This window comes from Terriglobales bacterium (assembly GCA_035457425.1).
Taxonomy (GTDB): domain Bacteria; phylum Acidobacteriota; class Terriglobia; order Terriglobales; family Acidobacteriaceae; genus JACPNR01.
Window position 1 is genome coordinate 22,533 of the sequence record DATIBR010000180.1, and the last position, 19,303, is coordinate 41,835.

Genomic DNA, 19,303 nt, shown 5'->3' on the forward strand with positions numbered 1-19,303 from the left:
CGCGGAGGCTAACCGGCCTCCGCGTTTCTATCTTTCGGGGTTGTTAGTCGTCGCCGGCGCGGGCGGACTGCACCGCGCAGCACGCGCCCGCGGGGATGGGGCTGCCGTGCGGGCAGGTCCGCGGGTGTCCGAGGAAGGCGCAGATCTTGTCGGTCGCCTCGGGCGAGAGGATGTGCTCGAACTTGCAGGCCTGCTGCTCGATCTCCTCCTCGTTCTCGACGCGGAGCGCCTCGGTGAACAGGCGCTCGGCCAGGCGGTGGCGGCGGATGACGTCGGCAGCGCGCTGCCGGCCCTTCTCGGTGAACTCGACGATCAGCTCGCCATCGCCGATGGGCGCTCCGTGCGACCAGAGCTTCTCGTGGCAGCGGCTGAGGACGTCCTTATGGTCGTGCGGCTGCGGCGGATGGGCCTCGGCGGTGACGAGCCCGAGTGCCGACATCTTCTCGATGGCGATGGAGACGGGCAGGGCGCCCTCCACATCCATGCGGCCGACTTCGGCCGGCTCGCCATTCTCGTGCAGAATCCACATCTCCTCGAGGACTTCGTCGATCTGCTGGTCGTCTGCCATGGCGAAGGTCTCGCTGGTGGTGATGCGGCCGTGATGCAGCTCGACGCGGCGGTCAGCGAGGCGGGCGACGACGGGGTCGTGCGTCACCATCACGATGGTGCGACCCTGCTGATGGAAGTCGCGCAGCAGGCGGAGGACGATCTCTTCGTTGGCGGCGTCGAGGTTGCCGGTCGGCTCGTCGGCCAGGATGATCTTGGGGTCGTTAATGAGAGCGCGCGCGATGCAGACCCGCTGCTGCTCGCCACCCGAGAGATGAGCGGGCAGGTGGTTGGCGCGGTCGCGCAGGCCGACGTGCGCCAGGGCTTCGAGGGCGTCGCCCTCATCGGTCATGGAGTGGAAGTACTGCGCCAGCATCACGTTCTCGAGCGCGGTCAGGTGCGGGATGAGGTGGAACTGCTGGAAGATGAAGCCGATCTTTTCGGCGCGGAAGCGCGGCATCGCGTCGGCCGAGAGCGTGCTGACGTCCTCGCCGTCGATCAGGATGTTGCCCGAAGTGGGGCGGTCGAGACAGCCGACCAGGTTCGAGAGCGTTGACTTGCCGGAGCCGGAGGGCCCCATGACGGCCAGCCACTCGCCCGCGGCGACTTCGAGCGTCACCCGGTCGAGCGCGCGCACCTCGCCGGCGTCCTGCCCCGGCTTGGCGGGGTAGATCTTGCTGACGTCCTGGAGCACGATCGACATTTATTCACCGCGCAGCAACGTGGCGGGCTGCGCCTTTGCGAGCATCAACATGGGGAAGACCGCTGCAATCGCGGATATCACTAGTGTACCGGCAAACACGACCGGCAGGACGCTCCAGCGGGGCGTGACGGCGGCGTGGAAGTTGGCATGGCCGATCCACATGGCCAGGCCCATGCCGAGGACCAGGCCGATGACGCAGCCAATGAGCGCGAACGCAGCGGTCTCGGCAAGGAAGAGGGCGTGCAACGTGCGCGAGGTCGCGCCCAAGGCGCGCATCACCGCGAAATCTTTTCGGCGATTCAGGACCGAAGCGGTCAGCGTTGCCAGCAGGCACATGGTGGCAAGCACGATCACGACGAGCGAGGCGCCGAGCAGAGCGCCCCGGGTCTTGCCGAGCACGTTGGCTTCAGCCTCGACGAGCTGCCGAACAGGCTCCACCCGGGCGCCGGGGAGCGCCGTGCGGAGCGTGGCGGTCGCCGCCTCGACGTCTTGCGCGCTGCCGGGAACGGCAAGCTCGAGCACGTTGGGACGCATGCCGGTCCAGGCTTCGAAGTCGGCGAGCGACAGGTAGACCCGGCTCTCTTCGTCGCTGCCGGTGGTCAAGACACCGGCAGAAGTGACGCGCAGCTTCTTGCCGTCATAGTCCAATTCAAAGGCCTGATTCTGGCCGGCGAGCAGGCGCTGGGCACGGGCGCCGACGAGCGCTTCGCCAGGTTTCTGCGGCCAGGACGTGACGCCCCACCAGCCGTTGAGCGTGCGGGCGCGATTGAAGTCGGTGGCGGCGACCACGATGGGACTGCCATCCGAGCGCTTGGCGACGGCATAAAGGAAGGGCGCGGCGGTCGTGCCGGGCGGCGTGAGCTTCTCGACCTGGGCCAGGGTGCCGGCGGGAAGAGGTCCGCCGCTGGTCGCAACGATATTGGCGCCGTAGCCGCGGAACTCCTTGTGCAGCTTGTTGTCGAGGTCGGCGTAGAGGTTGAGGAGCGCGGTGGTGACCGCGGCGGCCACCACGACGGCAAACATCGCCAGCACGCTGCGCGAGCGGTCGCGGACCGCGGAGCGCATCATCATGCGCAAGAACATGCGCTCGCGGCTCACGCGTCACCCCGCAGAACGACGGCGGGGTCGAGCCGCACGGCGCGCCGGATGGCGGTGGCGCTGGCCGCGCAGGTCACGAGGACCGAGAGGGCGATAACGATGGGGAAGAGCACCGGCTGGATGGTGACGCCGGAACCGAAGATGGCCAGGCTGATGCGCTGCGCCATCAGCGTGCCACCATAGAAACCGAGCAGGCCGCCGCCGAGCGCGAGCAACCCCGCTTCGGTGTAGAAGACGGCGGCGATCATGCCGTTCGCCGCGCCGAGCGCTTTCATGAGGCCGACTTCGCGACGGCGCTCGAGGATGGCCGTGGCCATGGCCGCGGCGACGGCGAGGGCGCTCGCGATGAGGGCCGCGAGGGTGACCAGAAGCATGAGGCCGCGAATGCGTCCCAGGACGGCGCCTTCGTTCTGCGCGACCTGGCGGATCTGCTCGGCCTGCGCGCCCGGCACGACTTCGCGGATCTGGAGCGCGATGGAGTTCGCATAGGGCGAGCAGTACCAGCGGTCGTACTCGACGCGGTTCATGGTGGACGGATTCCGACGGCCAAAGGCGTCTTCCGGTTTTGTGAGCGCGCTGACCAAGACGCGGCGGACCGCATGGGGCCTGCCGGCGAGCTGCTGCGCCAGGGCGAGCGGCGCGACGATGGCGGCGTCTTCGGCGCCGGCCGCGTCGAGGATGCCCGTGACGCGCAGCGTATGGCCCGCAACGACGATGCTGGAACCCGACTCGAGCTTGAGATCCGCCGCCAGCTTTCTCCCGAGCAGCACGCCGGTGCCGTCATCGGAGGGCCAATCGCCGCGGACCTTCCACCAAGGATGCGTGGTGCGCACGCCGGTGGTGAATTCGTCCTTCGGCAGCGGGATGGTCTTGGCGAAGTACGTTCCGATGACCTCGACTTCGCGAGCGGCAGGCTGTTCGAGGCGCGCCTGGACCGGCAAGAAGGGCGAGTAACCCAGGATGTTATGGCGCCAGAAGACCTGCTTGATCTTCACCAGGTCCCGCTCGTCAAGGTAAGCGCCGGCGGTCGCGGGCTTCAGGTCAAGGCCGCCGATGCGGACGTCGAGCGTGTCCTCCATCGGATAGACGGCGATGTTGGCGCCGTAGCTGCGCAACTCGCGGTTGATCTTGTCGCCGACGTCGCTGGCGACCACCAGCATGGCAGTGGTCACCGCGGTGCCGAGAGCGATGGCAATGCCCGCCAAGAGCTTGCGCCGCCGCTGGCGCAAGAAGGATTGGTAGACCAGGCGGCTGAACATGGCGTCACTCGTGGAAGTGCGCCGCCACACGGGCCAGGTCGGCCCGGTGGATCACGATGGCGTCGGCGGTGGCGGTGGAGTCGAGCGGGATGGGGTTGCAGCCGCCGGGCTGGCCCATCGACATGGGCGCGATGGGGGCAGCGCAGTTCTTGCAGATGATGCCGGTGGCGTCCTTGTAGAAGCCGACCGAGCCGCAAATCTCGCAGGCGTCGGCGAGCGCCACGACCTTCCCGTCGGGCTTCTGGTAGAGCAGGAAGCGGATGCGCGTGCCGTCGATGGTGGCGGCGAAGCGGTGCAGATCGCCGTCGGAGACCTGGGCCAAAGGCACGGACACCTGGTCATGGACGAGCGGGACCTCGGTCGCGGGGGAGAGCGTGTCGGTCGTCCGGGCGTAGATGAATTGCGCGGTGATGAGAAAGATGAAGAGGAAGGAACTGGCGTAGACGCCAGCCATCCACATGCGCTCGCGACGCGCCTTCCACTGCTGCTTGCGCTCCTCGGCGCGCGACTCGGCTTCGGACGGCTGCGGCACCCGCCGGCGATATTCGAGCAGGACCATGAGCGCAGCGAGCGCGAGGATGGTGACGAAGAAGAAGACGTCGTTGCGGACGATGGGGCCGATGAGCGCCATCTCCCGCTTGCTCGAGGGTAGCACCCCGTTCTCCGAGAGCTCGTGCAGGCCGGAGACGAGGAGCTGGAAGGCGACGAAGAAGAGAATGACGGTCGTGACCTTGAAAAACTTCTGCAGGTTGATGCGGACGCTGCCTTTCACGAAGACGACGCCGAAAATGACGGCCAGCGCCACACCGAGCAGGGTCCCCAGGAAGCCCATCAGTTCGCTCGAGTTCAAAGAGACGGCGGAGAGGATGAGCACGGTTTCCACGCCCTCGCGCAGGACCATCAGGAAGACGAACAGGAACAGGCCGATGGGGGAGCCGCGGTCGGCGAGGGAACCGACCTTGCCTTCGATCTCGCCCTTGAGGCGGCGGGCGGTGCGCATCATGAAGACGATCATGGTGACGACGAAGAAGGCGGCCGCCAGCATGATCCAGCCTTCGAAGACTTCCTGGTTGGCCTCGAGGCGCGCCAGCAGGACGGCGCCGGCGATGGAGGCGACGAAGGCGGCCCCGAGCGCCCCGTAGACGCTGCGGCGCAGGTCCGGGCGGCCGATCTTCTGGAGGTAGGCGAGCGTGATGCCTACGATGAGGGCGGCTTCGACGCCCTCCCGGAGGGTGATGATGAGTGCCTGGAGCAAAGGGGGCCTCTGCAAGAGGAGAGCTAATTGAAAATGAAATTCAATTTCAACTAGCATGATACCCCTCGCGCCCAGGCGGGGTCAACGAAATGAAAAGGCGTGGGGTCAGAGCTGCGGCACATCCGCGCGCGGGAGACCGGCGTCTAACGCTTTCAGAATGCGTCGCTTACGCACTGCCACCTGCGCCCGTGAACTGGAGGCTCTGCGCCCGCTGTGGCAGTCGCTCGAGCGGAGTCCGGGCGCGACGGTCTTCCAGAGCTACCTATGGAACCTGGCGGCAGCGCGCCACCTGAGGGGCCGGGAGCGGCCGCACGTGATCGCGCTCGAGACGGATTGCGGCGCCGCCATCGTTCCGGCTGCGTTCTGCGGCGGGGGCGGGGTCACATTCCTCGGTGAGATGCTGTTCGATTACCGCGACGTTCTGACGGCGGGCGATCCGAGAGTGCTCGACCTGGCTCTGGCGGAGCTAGGCAAGGCGGGCCGCCAACTTTGGTTGCCGGCGGTCCGCGAAGACGCCACGCTCGCGCTCGGCAGGCGCGAGCCCTGGGTGGGGGCGCCGGTCTTGCGGCGCGCGCGAACGACGCCGGAGAGATTCCGCCAGGACCATTATCGCGGGCGCAAGCAGAGGAAGCGCCTGGAGAGAGCGGGAGCCACCTTCGAGCGGTATCAGGGGGACGCTGCGACACTGCTGGACTGGGTCTATCGGCGGAAGGCGTCGCAATTCGCCGGATCCGGGCTTGACGTCCTCTCCGATGCGGCGCGCCGCGCGTGCATGCTGGAGATCTGCTCCCGCTCCGGCCCGCGCTGCGAGGTCTTCACCATCGAACTCGGCAGCTCGGTCGTTGCCGCGCTCGTGACCTTCCGCGAGCCGGAGGTGCGTCGCTTGTACACGGTATGGCACGATCCCGCGCGCGAGGATCTGTCGCCCGGGATCGTGCTGTTTCTCCACGTGGCCCAGCTCTCGCTGGAGGAGGGTCTCGACGTGGACTTCCTAACGGGCGAGCAACCGTACAAGGCACGCCTGACCAACGACCGCGTCCAGCTCTACCGCTTGCGCGCGACCGCCGCAGAGCTGTTAGGCGCAGAGCGCGCGCTGCCTCTGGCGGCCTAGAGCTGCTTCAAATACTGCTTGGCTTTCTCGAGGTCGGGGAAGAGTCTTTCTTCTTCCTGAAAGGCCGCCGGGTGCACGCAGCGCCGCGTGCCGCGGAGCTTGACCGGATGCTTGAGGTGGAGCATCTCGTGGTAGACGAGGTACTCGATGGCGAAGCGGGGGACCTGCGGCCGGTCGAAGATGCGGCTGACGACGATGGTGTTATGCGCCGGATCGTAGTGACCGAGGCTGTTGCGCGCGCGCTCGCGGCTCCAGGTCATCAGGGGTCTTCCGAGCAGGCCGTGAAAGAAGCGGCGGTTGAGGGAGTCGAAGACCTCATGCAGGTCGTAGACGGAGCCGCGCGCGCCGTTCAGGCGCTTGCGTCCTCGCATGGTGCGGATGAGGTGAGCCTTGGCGGTGACGTCGTGGCTGGAGACGTACTTGCGATAGCGCGCGGCGTGCGCCGGCCCGATGGGCTTGCGGTAGAGCTTGGCAAGCAGGATGTGGGCGATGGCTTCGACCACGCCGTCAGGCGCGCCCTCCAGCAGGTCCGACACACGCGCGTAGACGCGACCGTCGCGCAGGCGGATGGTGTTGTTGACGTTGGCGAAGCGGAAGAACGAGGCGTGGATCTCCGGCACGGCGGTGCGTGGCCGCAGGTCGCGGTGCGCTTGCTGGAAGATGCTGAGGAGCCGGGGATCCAATCTGGCTAGAAAATAACACGAAGCCGGGTCATTGAGGCTTGACGAGCTTCTTGTCCTTGGCGAGCTGGTTCTGTTCTTCGAGCGTGGCGCGCGCGTTGTCGCCGTTCGAGTCCACGGCATCGACAGCGTCTTCGAGGACGTAGCGCCAATCCTTAGCCTCGGAGGCGCTTTCCGGTTGCGCAGCGGCGTCCTTGAGCGCGCGGAGCTGGAGCTCAAACTGGGCGTTCGCTTCGACGACTTCCTTGAGGGGTTTGCGGATGTCCTGGTGCTGGCCGGCGTACTGGTCGATGTTGCGGTCGAGCTCGACGACGATCGCAGCGAAATCCTCGAGCAGGTCGTGAACACGCTGGCCGCGCCCTTCGGCGAATTTCGGGTCGCTGCGCAGCTCCTGGATAGCGAGCATGCGCGCCTTGGCGAAGGTCAACAGCAGCTTGAGGCGCTTGGAACCGTCCTGCGCCATCTCCCGCATCTGGTCGACCTCGGCCTCGGTCAGGGGATCGCGGCGGCCGGCGAAGGCGGGCGCGCAGAGAGGGAGCAGCAGGACCAAAGCGAGCCAGCGTCTCATTGCCGGCTTTCCTCCGGCGGCCTTTCGTCAGCCTTCGGTTCTTTCTTCCCGAACATGATGACGAGGAGCTCGCGGCGCGTCTTCTCGATGGCGTCGACGGCGCTTTTCACCTTGGGCTGGTCGTCGAAGTTGAGCGAGCGACGGACCTCTTCCAGACGGCGGCTGGCCCTGTAGAGGGTGAGTTCGGTGCTCTTGAGTTTGCGCTCTTTGCCGGTCTGCGCGGCTTCCAGGCACTTTTCAGTGAAGGAGACGATCTCGTTGATGGTGGCTTCGGCTTTCGCGACGTCGCCGGCGGTGTAAAGATCGTTGGCGACCTCCACCTGGCGGCGGACCACTTCGGCATACAGACGAGGGTGGTCGGCGCGCTGCGCCTCGGCCTTGAGGGCGTCGAGCGGCTTGTCGTCCGCGACCGCGAGCGAGAGCGCGCACAGCAGCAGGGCCGCGAGTTGGGTTGCCTTGACTCGCATGGTCAGCGAGAGCCCGGGTCGATAGCCTTCAGGCGGTGGCGGGCCTTCCATTCCTCGTCAGGGAACTGCCCGGCCGAGGCCTGCAGGAACCTCTTATAGTACTCAGATGCTTCTTTGAACAGGTGTAAATGGTCGTAGGAGGTGGCGCGCAGAAAAAAAGTCCCGGGCGAGTCGGGGAGGTAGCGAGTCCGGGCGTCCAGTGCCTGGATGGCGAGCTGGTAGTTCTTGCCCTCGGAAGCCGCGACGGCGAGGTCGCCATAGGCGTCGGCGAGGCCGGGGTCGAGCTTGAGGGCGGTGATCAGTTCCTGCTGCGCCCTGAGATAGTCCTTCTGCTTGAGCAGGGCGAAGCCGTAAACGCGATGCAGCTCGGGGTCGTTGGGCTGGAGCTTGACCAGCCCTTCATACAGGGGCAGGGCCTTGGTCCACTGGCTGGTGGCCGAATAGACAGCGGCCAGTTCGCGCGCCAGGAGGGGATCCTGGGGCGAGCCGGACAAGCCTGCCTCCAGCTCCGTGACGGCTTCCGGATATTTTTTCTGCGCCGCGAGAACCCGGCCGAGCTGCGCCCGCGCCGCTGGATTCTTCTCATCAGCCTCCAGATAGCGGCGGAGAAGGGTCTCGGCTTCGGCGAACTTCTTCTCCTCGGTCGCCACGTTCACCAGCCCGATCAAGGCGTCAGTCGACTTGGGGTCGAGAGCCGCGGCACGCTGGAAGGCTGCCTCGGCTTCGGCAAAGCGCTTCTGGCGGTCGAGAATGGCGCCGGCGGCAAGGTGCGGCTCCGGGTCTTTGGGGAGCAGCTTGGCGGCCTCGGCATAGGCGGCGAGAGCGCCGTCCGGATTGGCCTCTTCCACCACGCGTCCGAGAGCCATCCAGGCGTTGGCGCGGCCGGTATCGGGATTGTCGGAGGGCTTCAGCGCGGTCGCAGCGCGGAGGTACTTCTCGGCGTCGGGATCGTTCTGCTTCGCCAGGAGCAGCCCCAGGTTGAGGTTCGACTCGAATAGGTCAGGCTTGAGTTCGAGCGAACGGCGGTAAGCCGCAGCAGCCTCAGCGGGCTTGGCGAGACGACTCTCCGCGTAACCGAGGTAGTACCAGGCATGGTAGTCCTTGGGATCGGCGGTGGTGGCGGCCTTCAGTTTGGCCTCGGCGGTGGCGTAGTCCTGCCTCTCGATGGCGGTGACGGCTTCGCGGACCATGGACGAAGTCGACTCTGCGGGGACCCGGCGTTTGCGCACGGTGGCTCCGCTGCTCTGCGCCGCGATGGTGCCGGCCAGCAGGCAGAGCGCAAGCCCCGCGCCGATGAACCTACTTGCTTCCATTGGAACGAGAGTTCCCGTTACTGGATAAGATGCGCCCGAGCCACTTTCCCGTGTGGGATTTTTGTGCCTTGGCGATGACTTCCGGAGCGCCTACCGCAACGACCTCGCCGCCGCGGTCGCCGCCTTCGGGGCCGAGATCGATGACCCAATCCGCCATCTTGATGACGTCGAGGTTGTGCTCGATCACCAGGATCGAGCCACCCGCCTCGATGAGCCGGCGGAAAGCTGCCAGCAGCTTGGAGACGTCGTCGAAGTGCAGGCCCGTCGTGGGCTCGTCGAAGATGTAGAGCATGCCCTTGCGCGGTGGACGCTTCCCATTCCCGCCGCCGCGCGGCTCCGGATCGGCTTCTTCGCGATGCGCGCGCGGCTGGAGGTGCGCGGCCAGCTTCATGCGCTGGGCTTCTCCGCCGGAAAGGGTGGTGGCGGATTGCCCAAGCCGCAGATAACCCAGGCCAACCTCCTCGAGGATGCGCAGCTTGTCGGTGACCTTGGGGACGCCGGAGAAGAACTGCAAGGCTTCGCGCACTGTGAGGTTCAGCACCTCGTGGATGTTGCGGCCGTGGTAGCGCACGTCTAGGATGCCCGGCTTGTAGCGCGTGCCTTTGCACTCTTCGCAGATGAGCTCTACGTCGGCGAGGAACTGCATCTCGACCGTGACAGTGCCGTCGCCTTCGCAGACGTCGCAACGGCCACCGGGGATGTTGAAGGAGAAGTGCCCGGCGGCGTACCCGCGCTTCTGCGCTTCGGGCAAGGAGGCAAAGACTTCGCGGATGCAGTCGAAAGCCTTGATGTAGGTCACTGGATTCGAGCGCGGCGTGCGGCCGATGGGCGACTGGTCAACGAGGACGACCTCGCTGATGTACTGCGCGCCTTCGAGCTTCTCGTAGTGGCCGGCGCCGGAGCCGGGAGCGAGCTGCCCGGTCGCGGCCGCCAACGCGTTGTAGAGGACGTCGTGCACGAGCGTGGACTTGCCTGAACCGGAGACCCCGGTGACGGCCACGATCATCCCCAGCGGGAACGTGAGGTCGATGCCTTTCAGGTTGTGGGCGCGCGCGCCGAACAATTTGAGCTGCCGCGGTCCGGGCTGGCGACGCTGCTGCGGCGGCTGGATGCGCAGCTCGCCGGCGAGGTATCGGCCGGTGAGGGACTGCGGGAGTTTCTGGATGCCGTCGAAGGTCGCGCTGGCGATGACCTTGCCGCCCGTCTCGCCCGCGCCGGGACCGAGATCGAGGATACGGTCGCTGGCTCGCATGATCTCGGGATCATGCTCGACCACCAGGATGGTGTTCCCGAGGTTGCGGAGGTCGTGCAGGATCTTGACCAGGCGAGTGGTATCGCGGCTGTGGAGGCCGATGGAGGGCTCGTCGAGCACGTAGAGGGCTCCGACCAGGCGCGAGCCGAGCGAGGTCGCGAGCTGGATGCGCTGCGCCTCGCCGCCGGAGAGCGTAGACGAGAGCCGGTCGAGAGTGAGGTACTCCAGGCCGACGTCGAGCAGGAACTTCAGGCGCTCGCGGACTTCTTCCAGCACCTTGCCGGCGATCTCTTCTTCCTGCTTCGTCAGTTTCAGCGAGCTGAAGAACTTCGACGCGCCCTCGACCGTGAGCGAGCAGGCCTCACAGATGTTCTTGCCGTTGACCTTCACCTGGCGCGCCTCGAGGCGCAGGCGCGAGCCGTTGCAGGTGGAGCAGGTCGCGTAACCACGATAGCGGCTCAAGAAGACGCGGACGTGCAGCTTGTACTTCTTGCGCTCGAGATAAGCGAAGAAGCCGGTGACGCCCTCGAAGGTGCGGTCGCCGGCGATGACCATCTGCTGCTGGTCGTGTGGCAGGTCCTCCCAGGGCACGTCCATCGGGACGCCCTTGGCGCGCGCGAAGCGTTTCAGCTCGGCGAACAGCGGGCGGTATTTCGGCTTGGTCCAAGGCTCGACGGCGCCCTCGGCGAGCGTCTTGGTCTTGTCGGGGATGACGAGGTCGAGGTCGAAATCGATGGTGTTGCCGAAGCCCTGGCACTTGGGGCAGGCGCCATAGGGATTGTTGAAGGAGAACAGGCGCGGCTCCGGCTCTTCGTAGCGGATGTGGCACTTCTTGCACTCGAAGCGCTGCGCGAAACGCAGCCGTTGCGGCTGATCGCCCTCGCGCGGCGCGGTCTCGAGGACGACCTCGCCGGTCTCGCGGTAGGCGATCTCGACGGCGTCCACCAGCCGCGCGCGAATCTCGGGCGAGACCGCGATGCGGTCCACCAGGATGAAGACCGGTTCGCGGAAGTTAACGTCGAGCAGCGATTCCGGCGTGGAGAACTCGAAGACCTGGCCGTTCTGGTAAAGGCGATTGAAGCCGCGCTTGCGGAGATCGAACAGGCGGTCGCGCAGCAGGTCGTCGTCGGGGCGTGCTTCCGGCTTGGCCGCTTTCTTCGCGCCACGCTTCCTGGGCTCTGCCTGCTGCTTCTGCGCGTGGATGTGGAGAGGGAAGAGGATGTTGAGCCGCGTGCCCGCACCCAGGGCGAGAACGGCCTCGGCGATCTCGTCGACCGTGTCCTTCTTGACCTCGTCGCCGCAGTTGTAGCAGTAGGTGCGGCCGACGCGCGCGAACAGCAGGCGCAAATAGTCGTAGATCTCGGTGGCGGTGGCGACGGTGGAGCGCGGGTTGCGCGTGGTGTTCTTCTGGCGGATGGCGATGGCCGGGGCGATGCCCTCGATGACGTCGGCGTCCGGCTTCTCAATGCGCTCCAGGAACTGGCGCGCGTAGGCGGAGAGCGACTCGACGTAGCGGCGCTGGCCCTCGGCATAGATGGTGTCGAAGGCGAGCGAAGACTTGCCGGAGCCCGAGACGCCCGTGACCACCGTCATGGTGTTGTGGGGGATCTCGAAGTCGATATTCTTCAGGTTGTGAACGCGCGCGCCGCGAACGACGATGCTTTCCGTGGACATGCCCTCAGGACCGAAACACCCCTCCCCAGAGCGCTCCGGAGAGAAATGTGAATCTTCTTATTATACGAGAGCGGCGGAAGGTCAGCCGTCGCGGCGGTAGAAGAACGCCAGGCCGACGAGGCCGGCCATCAGTCCGAGCGGCGGGATGAGCAGAACGAAGACGCCGTGCATGAGCGACTTCTGCGTGCGCGCGCTGGCTCCCGCGGCATTGCTGGCGCACATCGAGCACTGCGCGAGCGCGGGCGCCGCCGGAAGAAGGGCGAGCGCCAGCGTCGCGATGGCAATCAGCCGCCTCATTTGCCGGTCCCGAGCTTGATGATGCGCTCGGCATCCACGAAGAAGATGAACATGAGGATGAGGCAAAGGGTGAGCGAGCCCATGAGGGTCCACTTCATCACGTTGGTCTCGCCCTTAAGGTGCATGAACCAGCCGATGATGAGCACCGATTTCACGATCGAGAGCGACAGGAGCACGATGAGCATGTGGAGCGGGTCGAAGACCTGCTTGTAGGCGAGGACGATCTCGACCACGGTCAGCACGAGCAGCGCGCCCCAGACGTAGAAGTAGGTCGCCTTGCCTTCGGCGTGCGAATCAGCGTGTTGATGATGCGTCATTTCCATTCTGCGCGCTCCTAGATCTTGGTGGACATCAGGTACACGAGCGGGAAGATGAACATCCAGACCAGGTCGACGAAGTGCCAGTAGAGACCGCCGACCTCGATATCGTGCGCGTCATACGCCTTCGGCTTGAGCCACAAGATGATGCCGCACACGACCAGCGCCAGGACGAGCGGGTACGTGAGCCAGTGGAAGGTGCTCCACGACGGAATGAAGAAGGCGCCGACGGCGAAGATCGCCAGTGCCGGGAGCCACTTGCGGCCGAAGGCGAGCACGCCCAGGTAGATGACGCCGATGGTCACGTGCAGCATGTGCATGCCGGTGAGGGCGAAAAAGGTTCCGGCGAACTGCGGGACGGTGCTGGCTTGCTTGCCGAGCTCGGTGGCTTCCGCGCCCGGGATCTCGGGAAAGATGGAGAGCGTCATGCCTTCATGGCGCAGGCCGTTCCACTCCCAGGCGTGCAGGACGATGAAGGCGGTGCCGAAGAGCATGGTGGCGATGAGCCAGTTGCGCGTCCAGGCGCGATCGCGGCGCCCCGCGGCGAGCACGGCCAGCACCATGGTGAGCGAACTGGAGAGCAGGCAAGCGGTCATCACGCTGGCGTTGGCGATGGAGTGGGCATTGAAGGGCGTGGGCCAGTGCGGGGTCGCGATGCGCCCGTAGCTGTAGGCGAACAGCAGCGCGCCGAAGGTCAGGGAGTCGGAGAGCAGGAACAGCCACATCCCGATCTTCTTGGAGTACGCGCCCAGGAACGGCGGCTCGTATTCGCCGGCTTGTGGATGATGCACGACTGCATCCGCCATCGTCAGTGTTCTCCTCTTATTTCACGAACTGGAACAACCCAAAGATGTAGAGCCACAGCAATGCCATGAAGTGCCAGTAGATGCCGGTGACGTCGACCACGAGCAGCCGCTGCGCGATGGAGCGGTGGAACCAGGCCGTGGCCTGGGCATAGCCGAGCGCGATCATCCCGCCCAGCAAGTGAACGCCGTGGAGCGCCGTCAGCAGGTAGAAGAACGAACTCGACGGGTTGGTCGGCAGGTAGACGCCGCGACGGCGGAGCTCGCTCCAGACGAAGAGCTGTCCCGCCAGGAACCCCGCGCCAAGCAGGACCGAGATCGCGAGCCAGGGAGCGGGAGCCTGGGCTTCGGAGTCGCCGACGGCTTCCGCGACCGCGTATTGGCGTTTGAGTGAGCGGCGTGCCATCTCCAGCGCCACGCTGGAAGCCATCAGCAGCAGAGTGTTGAGCACGAGTGCCGACGTGGGCAAGGTGATGGGCAGCCAGTCCACCGTCTCGATCCCGGTATTCGGGTCGCGTGTCGTCGTCCCCTGGCGGACGATGAAGGCGCTTGTCAGGCTGACGAACACCATGATGACACCGATGAGGCCGATGGCCATGCCGAGGCGATAGCGGTTCAGGCGCTCGCGGAAGTCGGGGGCATCGTCGCCGCGGGCGCCGCCGCCGTCGCCTCCCCGGGGCGGGGGGACACGTCCGCCGCCACCACCACCGTGCTTCTCGAGTTCGAGGCTCGCCGGCATCGTGGACATCGGTTATTCCGCCGCTAGCGGTTTGTCCTCCGACGGTACGTGGCCGCCGTGCGGAGTCGGGTCGGTCTGCATGACGAAGTCGTTGGGCGCGCCCGGCACCGAGTACTCGTAGGGCCCGTGGTAGACGGTCGGCGTGACGCCGGCGAAGTTGTCGTGCGGCGGCGGAGTGGCCGTGGTCCACTCCAACGTAGTCGCGTTCCACGGGTTGTCGGTCGCCTTCTTACCCTTGAACATTGACCAGAACAAGTTGAAGACGAAAATGAACTGCGCCGCGATGGTGATGAAGGCCGCGTAGGTGACGAACTTCTCGACGCCGGTCAACTGCTGCAGCCATCCGACCTCGGTGAGCTGCGAGTAGCGACGCGGGCGCGCGGCCATGCCCTCGTAGTGCATCGGCATGAAGATGGCGTACGTGCCGATGAGCGTGAGCCAGAAGTGCGCCTGCGCGAGGGCCTCGTTCATCATGCGGCCGAACATCTTGGGGAACCAGTAGTAGGTTCCGGCGAAGATGCCGAAGATGGCCGCCACGCCCATGATGAGGTGGAAGTGGGCGACGACGAAGAAAGTGTCGTGCAGGTAGATGTCGAGCAGGGGCTGCGCCAGGAACGGGCCGCTCAGGCCGCCGGAGACGAACAGCGACACGAAGCCGACGGCGAACAGCATCGGGGAATCGAAGTGCACGCGGCCGCGCCAGATAGTGCCGAGCCAGTTGAAGGTCTTGATGGCCGAGGGCACGCCGATGGCCATGGTCATGAGCGAGAAGGCGAAGGCGGAGTACGGGCTCATGCCGCTCATGAACATGTGATGGCCCCACACCACGAAGCCCAAGCCGCCAATGGCCATGATGGCATAGACCATCGCCTTGTAGCCGAAGATGGGCTTGCGCGAGAAGGTGGAGAGCAGTTGCGACGCCACGCCCATGCCCGGAAGGATGGCGATGTAGACCTCGGGGTGCCCGAAGAACCAGAAGAGGTGTTGCCACAGGAGCGGCGACCCTCCCTTGTGATTCAGCAGCGTGCCGTTGACGACGGTGCCGCCCGGAATAAAGAAGCTGGTGCCAAGATTGCGATCGAGCAGCAGCAGGATGCCGGCGGAGAGGAGCACACCGAAGGCGAGCAGGCCGAGGATGGCAGTGATGAACCATGCCCACACGGTGAGCGGCATGCGCATCATCGACATGCCTTTGCAGCGCAGGTCGAGCACGGTGGTGATGAAGTTGAGCGCGCCCATCAACGACGCGACGCAGAAGATGGCGATGGAGAGCACCCAGAGGTCGGCGCCGAGAGCCTCACCCGGACCGGCACTGGGCACGGCGCTGAGCGGCGGGTATCCGGTCCAGCCGTGTAGGGGAGCGCCGCCCTCGACGAAGAAGGCCGCGATGGCGACCAGGAATGCCAGAAACGTGGTCCAGAACGAGAGCATGTTCAGGACGGGGAACGCCATATCGGGCGCGCCGATCTGGATGGGCAGGAAGTAATTGCCGAATCCCGACTGCGGCGCCGTGGTGAGCACGAAGAACACCATGAAGGTGCCGTGCATGGTCAGCAGCGAGAGGTAGGTCTCGGGCTTGATCTCGCCGATCAGGGGAAGGCTCACGCCCGGCCAGACGAGGTGGATGCGCATCAGCAGCGACAGGAACATTCCGATGAACACCGAGGCCAGCGCCAGGAAGTAGTACTGGATGCCGATGACCTTGTGGTCGAGGCTGAAAACGTACTTGCGGATGAAACCCGTCGGCGCAGCGTGGGCGTGCGCCGCGTGTTCGATGTGTTCCGCCATAGTCTCTCTGGTCTCTCCTGTGGTGAGTCCTGCGCTACTCTGCGTTCTTCTCCGCGATGCGTTCCGCCAGCCACTTGTCGTACTCCTCCTGGCTGACGACCTTCAGCATGCCGTGCATCTTGTAGTGTCCGAGGCCGCACAACTCGGCGCACGCGAACTCGTAGTCGCCGACGGCGGTCGGGCGGAAGTGCATGGGGATGATGAGCCCGGGAACGGCGTCTTGCTTGAAGCGCATCGCGGGCACGTAGAAGCTGTGGATGACGTCCTGGGCGCGCAGCATGACCTGTACGTCGCGGTTCACCGGCACGACCATGGTGCCGACGACGATGTCGTCCTTGGCGGCGGGGTCGGTGGTGTCCACACCGACCCCGCCCATGTTACCGGCGGAGGCGTCGATGTCGGCGGGGTTCACCTTCGCGAACTTGTTGTCGGGACCGGGATAGCGGAAGTACCAGGCGAACTGCACGCCGGTGACTTCCACGGTGATGGCGTTGGCGGGCGCGGGCTGGAAGCGCTGCTCGCTCCAGGCCTTGGCGCCGGCGAGGTTCAAGCCGATAAAGAGGATGGCGGTCAGCACCGTCCAGGTCATCTCCAGGCCCGTGTCGCCGTGGCTGTAGTGGGCCTTCATGCGCTCCTTGTCACGGTACTTCCAAACGAAAAGGCCCAGCGCGAGCTGGGCGGCGAGGAAGACGATCCCCATGAGCGCATAGGTGATGGCGAATTGGCGGTCGATCCCGGCCGCGGCCGCTGAAGCGCCTGCGGGCATCCACCAAGTTTTAGAGAAAAAGAACCACGAACTGGCCAGGGTGATCAGCCAGATGACGAACAGAAGAGCCAGCCCCATCCTCGGTCCTCGTCGATAGATTTAGGGACGACCGCAGCTTGCCGCTTCGCGACCCCGAGACGCGAGCAAGCGCGCCAGTCTAACAATCCTGTCAATGACGCGCAACACGCATCGCTGTGACGGCGCACGTGATTGTGGAGTTGGAAGTCAGGAATGGCCGGATCACTTCGAGCCGTTGCGCGCCATCTGGAGGAATTCTTCGTGCACGCGCGTGCCGGCGGAGAGCTCAGGATGAAAGGTCGCAGCCAAGATCTTGCCCTGGCGGACCAGCACCGGGTCGTTCTTTTCCACGGCGAGCACCTCGACGCCCTGCCCGACGCGCGTGATCTTGGGCGCGCGGATGAAAACGGACTCCATCGGGCCGAGCTTCGTCTGGAGTTCGGCGATGAAACTCTCATTCTGGCGACCGTAGGCGTTGCGGCGAATGTCGATGTCGAGCGCCCCCAGGGATTGCTGTGGTGGGTTCTCGACGTCTTTGGCGAGCAGGATGGCGCCCGCGCAGGTGCCGAATGTGGGCTTCGCGCGAACAAAGTCGCGCAGTTTTTCGAGGAATCCATGCTCGGCAAGGAAGTTCAGGAAGGTGGTGGACTCGCCGCCGGGGATGATGAGCGCATCGACTTCAGCGAGCTGCTCGGGTTTGCGGACGAAGCGAACCTGGGCGCCGAGCTTCTCGAGCACCCGGCCGTGCGCTTCGTAATCACCCTGGATGGCGAGGACACCGACGGTCATTAGGGTCTATTCCGTTCCGCCTGTTGCTTCTCGAGTAGGTGCAATAGATCGCCAACCGTAGCGTTTGCAATCCCTTCCTCTTCGAAGGCCATCAAAAACTCAACCGCATCAAGGCTATCTTCGAAGAGGGCTCCGCCAGTGGCGGCTGAAATCTCGCGCCAGCGACCCTCTATGAGATCAGTCTCGCTGAATTCGCCCCGTAGAATCCCGCTGCGCAGCTGCACGATGAGCTCTGAGCGATCCGCCAGAATCGCTCGTCGCAATGAGCGGCGCAGCCCCATTTGGCGACCTACCAGCCGCGCTTCTGCAGCAGGTCCGCTTCCGCGATGGCGGCGACCGCTAGGCCCTTCATGGCGCCCGCGAGATCGTTCGAGACCTCGAGCAGCACCTTGGGGTCGTCGAAGTGCGTGGTGGCGCGGACGATGGCCTTGGCGCGGCGCTCGGCTTCCGCGGGCTCGCAGAAGTTGACGGAATCCTTCATGAAGATGCCGGAGCCGACGAAGACGGCCTCGGCGCCGAGCTGGCGGACGAGCGCGGCGTCAGCCGGCGTGGCGATGCCACCCGCGGAGAAGTTCGGGACGGGCAGCTTGCCTTCCTTCGCGACCATCTTCACCAGCTCGTACGGCGCCTGATGCTCCTTGGCGGCCGCGTACAGCTCCTGCTCGCTCAGCACGGTAAGGCGCTTCATCTCGCTCACGATCTGGCGCATGTGCTTGACGGCGTGGATGACGTCGCCGGTGCCGGCTTCGCCCTTGGTGCGGATCATAGCCGCGCCCTCGGCGATGCGCCGCAGCGCCTCGCCCAGGTTGCGTGCGCCGCATACGAACGGCGTGGTGAAGGCGTGCTTGTCGACGTGGTGAGCTTCGTCGGCGGGCGTGAGGACTTCGGATTCGTCGATGTAATCCACGCCCAGCTCCTGCAGGATCTGCGCCTCGGCAAAGTGCCCGATGCGGCACTTGGCCATCACGGGGATGGAGACGGTGTCCATGATCTCGCGGATCTTCTTGGGCGAGGCCATGCGGGCCACGCCGCCCTCGGCGCGGATCTGCGCGGGCACGCGCTCGAGCGCCATCACGGCGGACGCGCCGGCTTTCTCGGCGATCTCGGCCTGGCGGGCGTCGGTGACGTCCATGATCACGCCACCCTTGAGCATCTCGGCGAGGCCGGTCTTGAGCCGCAGGGAAGTCTGGTTGCCGTTCTTCTCGGACATACGTCTCCTTACGCTCACATCCGCTCAGCAGGTATGTGGCTGGGAAGCTCCATTTTACCTCTTTAGGGATTCGCGCCGCCGCCAAACGACGCAGGAAGCCTAGCGCTCGCGCATCCCCTTGATGTGCCGGGCGAACATCTTGTGCGGGTCGATGGCAATGAACAAGCCGGTCGAGCGCGCCAGGAGCTCACCTTGAGCATTGCGTATCTCGGCTACGTTGGTGTGCTTGCGGCCGTGGACCCGCAGCTCGTAGCCCTCGACCGTGATGGGCTTGCCGAGCGGCACCGGCTTCAGGTACTCGACCTCCATGCTGCGGGTCATCGCAACGACGTGGCGCAGCTTGTTCACCTTGCCCATGGCTTCGTCGAGGATGGTGGCGATGACGCCGCCGTGGGCGTGGCCGGGTGGTCCGACATAACGTTTTGGCAGGCGGAAGCGTCCGATGCAGCGCTGGCGCTTCTCGTCGAGGAAGAACTTGAGGCGCATGCCCTCGGGGTTGTCGCGGCCGCATCCGAAGCAGCGGTTACGAACCCCCTTGGGGATCTTGAGGTGCTTGGTGCCGTGGCCATGCAGGGTGCGTTTCATCACGGGAGAGCGTGATTCTAGCACTGCGGTTTTCGGGCTCTAGGTGTATAACCGTCAGTTCCATT

The 19,303-nt window shown here is 65.4% G+C and carries 20 protein-coding genes; 1 reads left to right on the plus strand and 19 read right to left on the minus strand.

Annotation, left to right across the window (positions count from 1 at the left end; translation table 11 throughout):
* Positions 1 to 43: 43 nt before the first annotated feature.
* Genes VLA96_13860 through VLA96_13875 form a run of 4 tightly spaced genes read right to left on the minus strand, consistent with a single transcriptional unit; the run spans position 44 to position 4,861 of the window.
* Positions 44 to 1,249, minus strand: coding sequence for an ATP-binding cassette domain-containing protein (locus VLA96_13860; protein HSE50288.1), 1,206 nt, complete (start codon positions 1,247 to 1,249; stop codon positions 44 to 46).
* A complete protein-coding gene (locus VLA96_13865; protein HSE50289.1) occupies positions 1,250 to 2,347 on the minus strand; it encodes an ABC transporter permease in 1,098 nt (365 codons plus the stop codon).
* The gene (locus VLA96_13870; GenBank protein ID HSE50290.1) at positions 2,344 to 3,606 is read right to left on the minus strand and encodes an ABC transporter permease; all 1,263 of its coding nucleotides are present in this window, start codon (positions 3,604 to 3,606) and stop codon (positions 2,344 to 2,346) included. Before VLA96_13870 ends, VLA96_13865 begins: the two co-directional genes overlap by 4 nt.
* A 4-nt stretch (positions 3,607 to 3,610) precedes the next feature.
* Positions 3,611 to 4,861, minus strand: coding sequence for a Fe-S-containing protein (locus tag VLA96_13875; protein HSE50291.1), 1,251 nt, complete (start codon positions 4,859 to 4,861; stop codon positions 3,611 to 3,613).
* 157 nt (positions 4,862 to 5,018) lie between these two features.
* On the opposite strand from VLA96_13875, the gene VLA96_13880 reads away from it, so the two are divergent.
* A complete protein-coding gene (locus tag VLA96_13880; GenBank protein ID HSE50292.1) occupies positions 5,019 to 5,972 on the plus strand; it encodes a GNAT family N-acetyltransferase in 954 nt (317 codons plus the stop codon).
* Here VLA96_13880 and VLA96_13885 read toward each other — a convergent pair.
* The 15 genes from VLA96_13885 to VLA96_13955 form a co-directional block, all read right to left on the minus strand.
* Positions 5,969 to 6,655 (minus strand): hypothetical protein, encoded by a 687-nt coding sequence (locus VLA96_13885; protein HSE50293.1) that lies wholly within the window; start codon positions 6,653 to 6,655, stop codon positions 5,969 to 5,971. The two genes, VLA96_13880 and VLA96_13885, sit on opposite strands and share 4 nt — an antisense overlap.
* Before the next feature lie 28 nt (positions 6,656 to 6,683).
* Positions 6,684 to 7,220, minus strand: coding sequence for a hypothetical protein (locus VLA96_13890; protein ID HSE50294.1), 537 nt, complete (start codon positions 7,218 to 7,220; stop codon positions 6,684 to 6,686).
* Complete coding sequence (locus VLA96_13895; protein ID HSE50295.1) at positions 7,217 to 7,687, minus strand: hypothetical protein; 471 nt, start codon at positions 7,685 to 7,687, stop codon at positions 7,217 to 7,219. The genes VLA96_13890 and VLA96_13895 overlap by 4 nt, the downstream gene beginning before the upstream one ends.
* Before the next feature lie 2 nt (positions 7,688 to 7,689).
* Positions 7,690 to 9,000 (minus strand): tetratricopeptide repeat protein, encoded by a 1,311-nt coding sequence (locus VLA96_13900; protein HSE50296.1) that lies wholly within the window; start codon positions 8,998 to 9,000, stop codon positions 7,690 to 7,692.
* Complete coding sequence (gene uvrA / locus VLA96_13905; protein ID HSE50297.1) at positions 8,987 to 11,926, minus strand: excinuclease ABC subunit UvrA; 2,940 nt, start codon at positions 11,924 to 11,926, stop codon at positions 8,987 to 8,989. The genes VLA96_13900 and uvrA overlap by 14 nt, the downstream gene beginning before the upstream one ends.
* An 81-nt stretch (positions 11,927 to 12,007) precedes the next feature.
* Complete coding sequence (locus tag VLA96_13910; GenBank protein HSE50298.1) at positions 12,008 to 12,223, minus strand: hypothetical protein; 216 nt, start codon at positions 12,221 to 12,223, stop codon at positions 12,008 to 12,010.
* Positions 12,220 to 12,546 (minus strand): cytochrome C oxidase subunit IV family protein, encoded by a 327-nt coding sequence (locus tag VLA96_13915; GenBank protein ID HSE50299.1) that lies wholly within the window; start codon positions 12,544 to 12,546, stop codon positions 12,220 to 12,222. The genes VLA96_13910 and VLA96_13915 overlap by 4 nt, the downstream gene beginning before the upstream one ends.
* Positions 12,547 to 12,557: 11 nt before the next feature.
* Positions 12,558 to 13,346 (minus strand): hypothetical protein, encoded by a 789-nt coding sequence (locus VLA96_13920; protein HSE50300.1) that lies wholly within the window; start codon positions 13,344 to 13,346, stop codon positions 12,558 to 12,560.
* A gap of 16 nt (positions 13,347 to 13,362) precedes the next feature.
* Positions 13,363 to 14,082, minus strand: coding sequence for a cytochrome c oxidase subunit 3 (locus tag VLA96_13925; protein ID HSE50301.1), 720 nt, complete (start codon positions 14,080 to 14,082; stop codon positions 13,363 to 13,365).
* A 12-nt stretch (positions 14,083 to 14,094) separates the two neighbouring features.
* Positions 14,095 to 15,870 (minus strand): cbb3-type cytochrome c oxidase subunit I, encoded by a 1,776-nt coding sequence (locus VLA96_13930; GenBank protein HSE50302.1) that lies wholly within the window; start codon positions 15,868 to 15,870, stop codon positions 14,095 to 14,097.
* 34 nt (positions 15,871 to 15,904) lie between these two features.
* Positions 15,905 to 16,714, minus strand: a complete 810-nt coding sequence (gene coxB, locus VLA96_13935) for a cytochrome c oxidase subunit II (protein HSE50303.1) — start codon at positions 16,712 to 16,714, stop codon at positions 15,905 to 15,907.
* Between the two features lie 162 nt (positions 16,715 to 16,876).
* A complete protein-coding gene (pdxT, locus tag VLA96_13940) occupies positions 16,877 to 17,443 on the minus strand; it encodes a pyridoxal 5'-phosphate synthase glutaminase subunit PdxT (GenBank protein HSE50304.1) in 567 nt (188 codons plus the stop codon).
* Positions 17,443 to 17,724 (minus strand): hypothetical protein, encoded by a 282-nt coding sequence (locus VLA96_13945; GenBank protein ID HSE50305.1) that lies wholly within the window; start codon positions 17,722 to 17,724, stop codon positions 17,443 to 17,445. Before VLA96_13945 ends, pdxT begins: the two co-directional genes overlap by 1 nt.
* Positions 17,725 to 17,732: 8 nt before the next feature.
* Positions 17,733 to 18,653: a pyridoxal 5'-phosphate synthase lyase subunit PdxS gene (gene pdxS / locus VLA96_13950; protein HSE50306.1), complete on the minus strand. Its 921-nt coding sequence runs from the start codon at positions 18,651 to 18,653 to the stop codon at positions 17,733 to 17,735.
* Between the two features lie 99 nt (positions 18,654 to 18,752).
* A complete protein-coding gene (locus tag VLA96_13955) occupies positions 18,753 to 19,238 on the minus strand; it encodes a PaaI family thioesterase (GenBank protein ID HSE50307.1) in 486 nt (161 codons plus the stop codon).
* Positions 19,239 to 19,303: the final 65 nt, after the last annotated feature.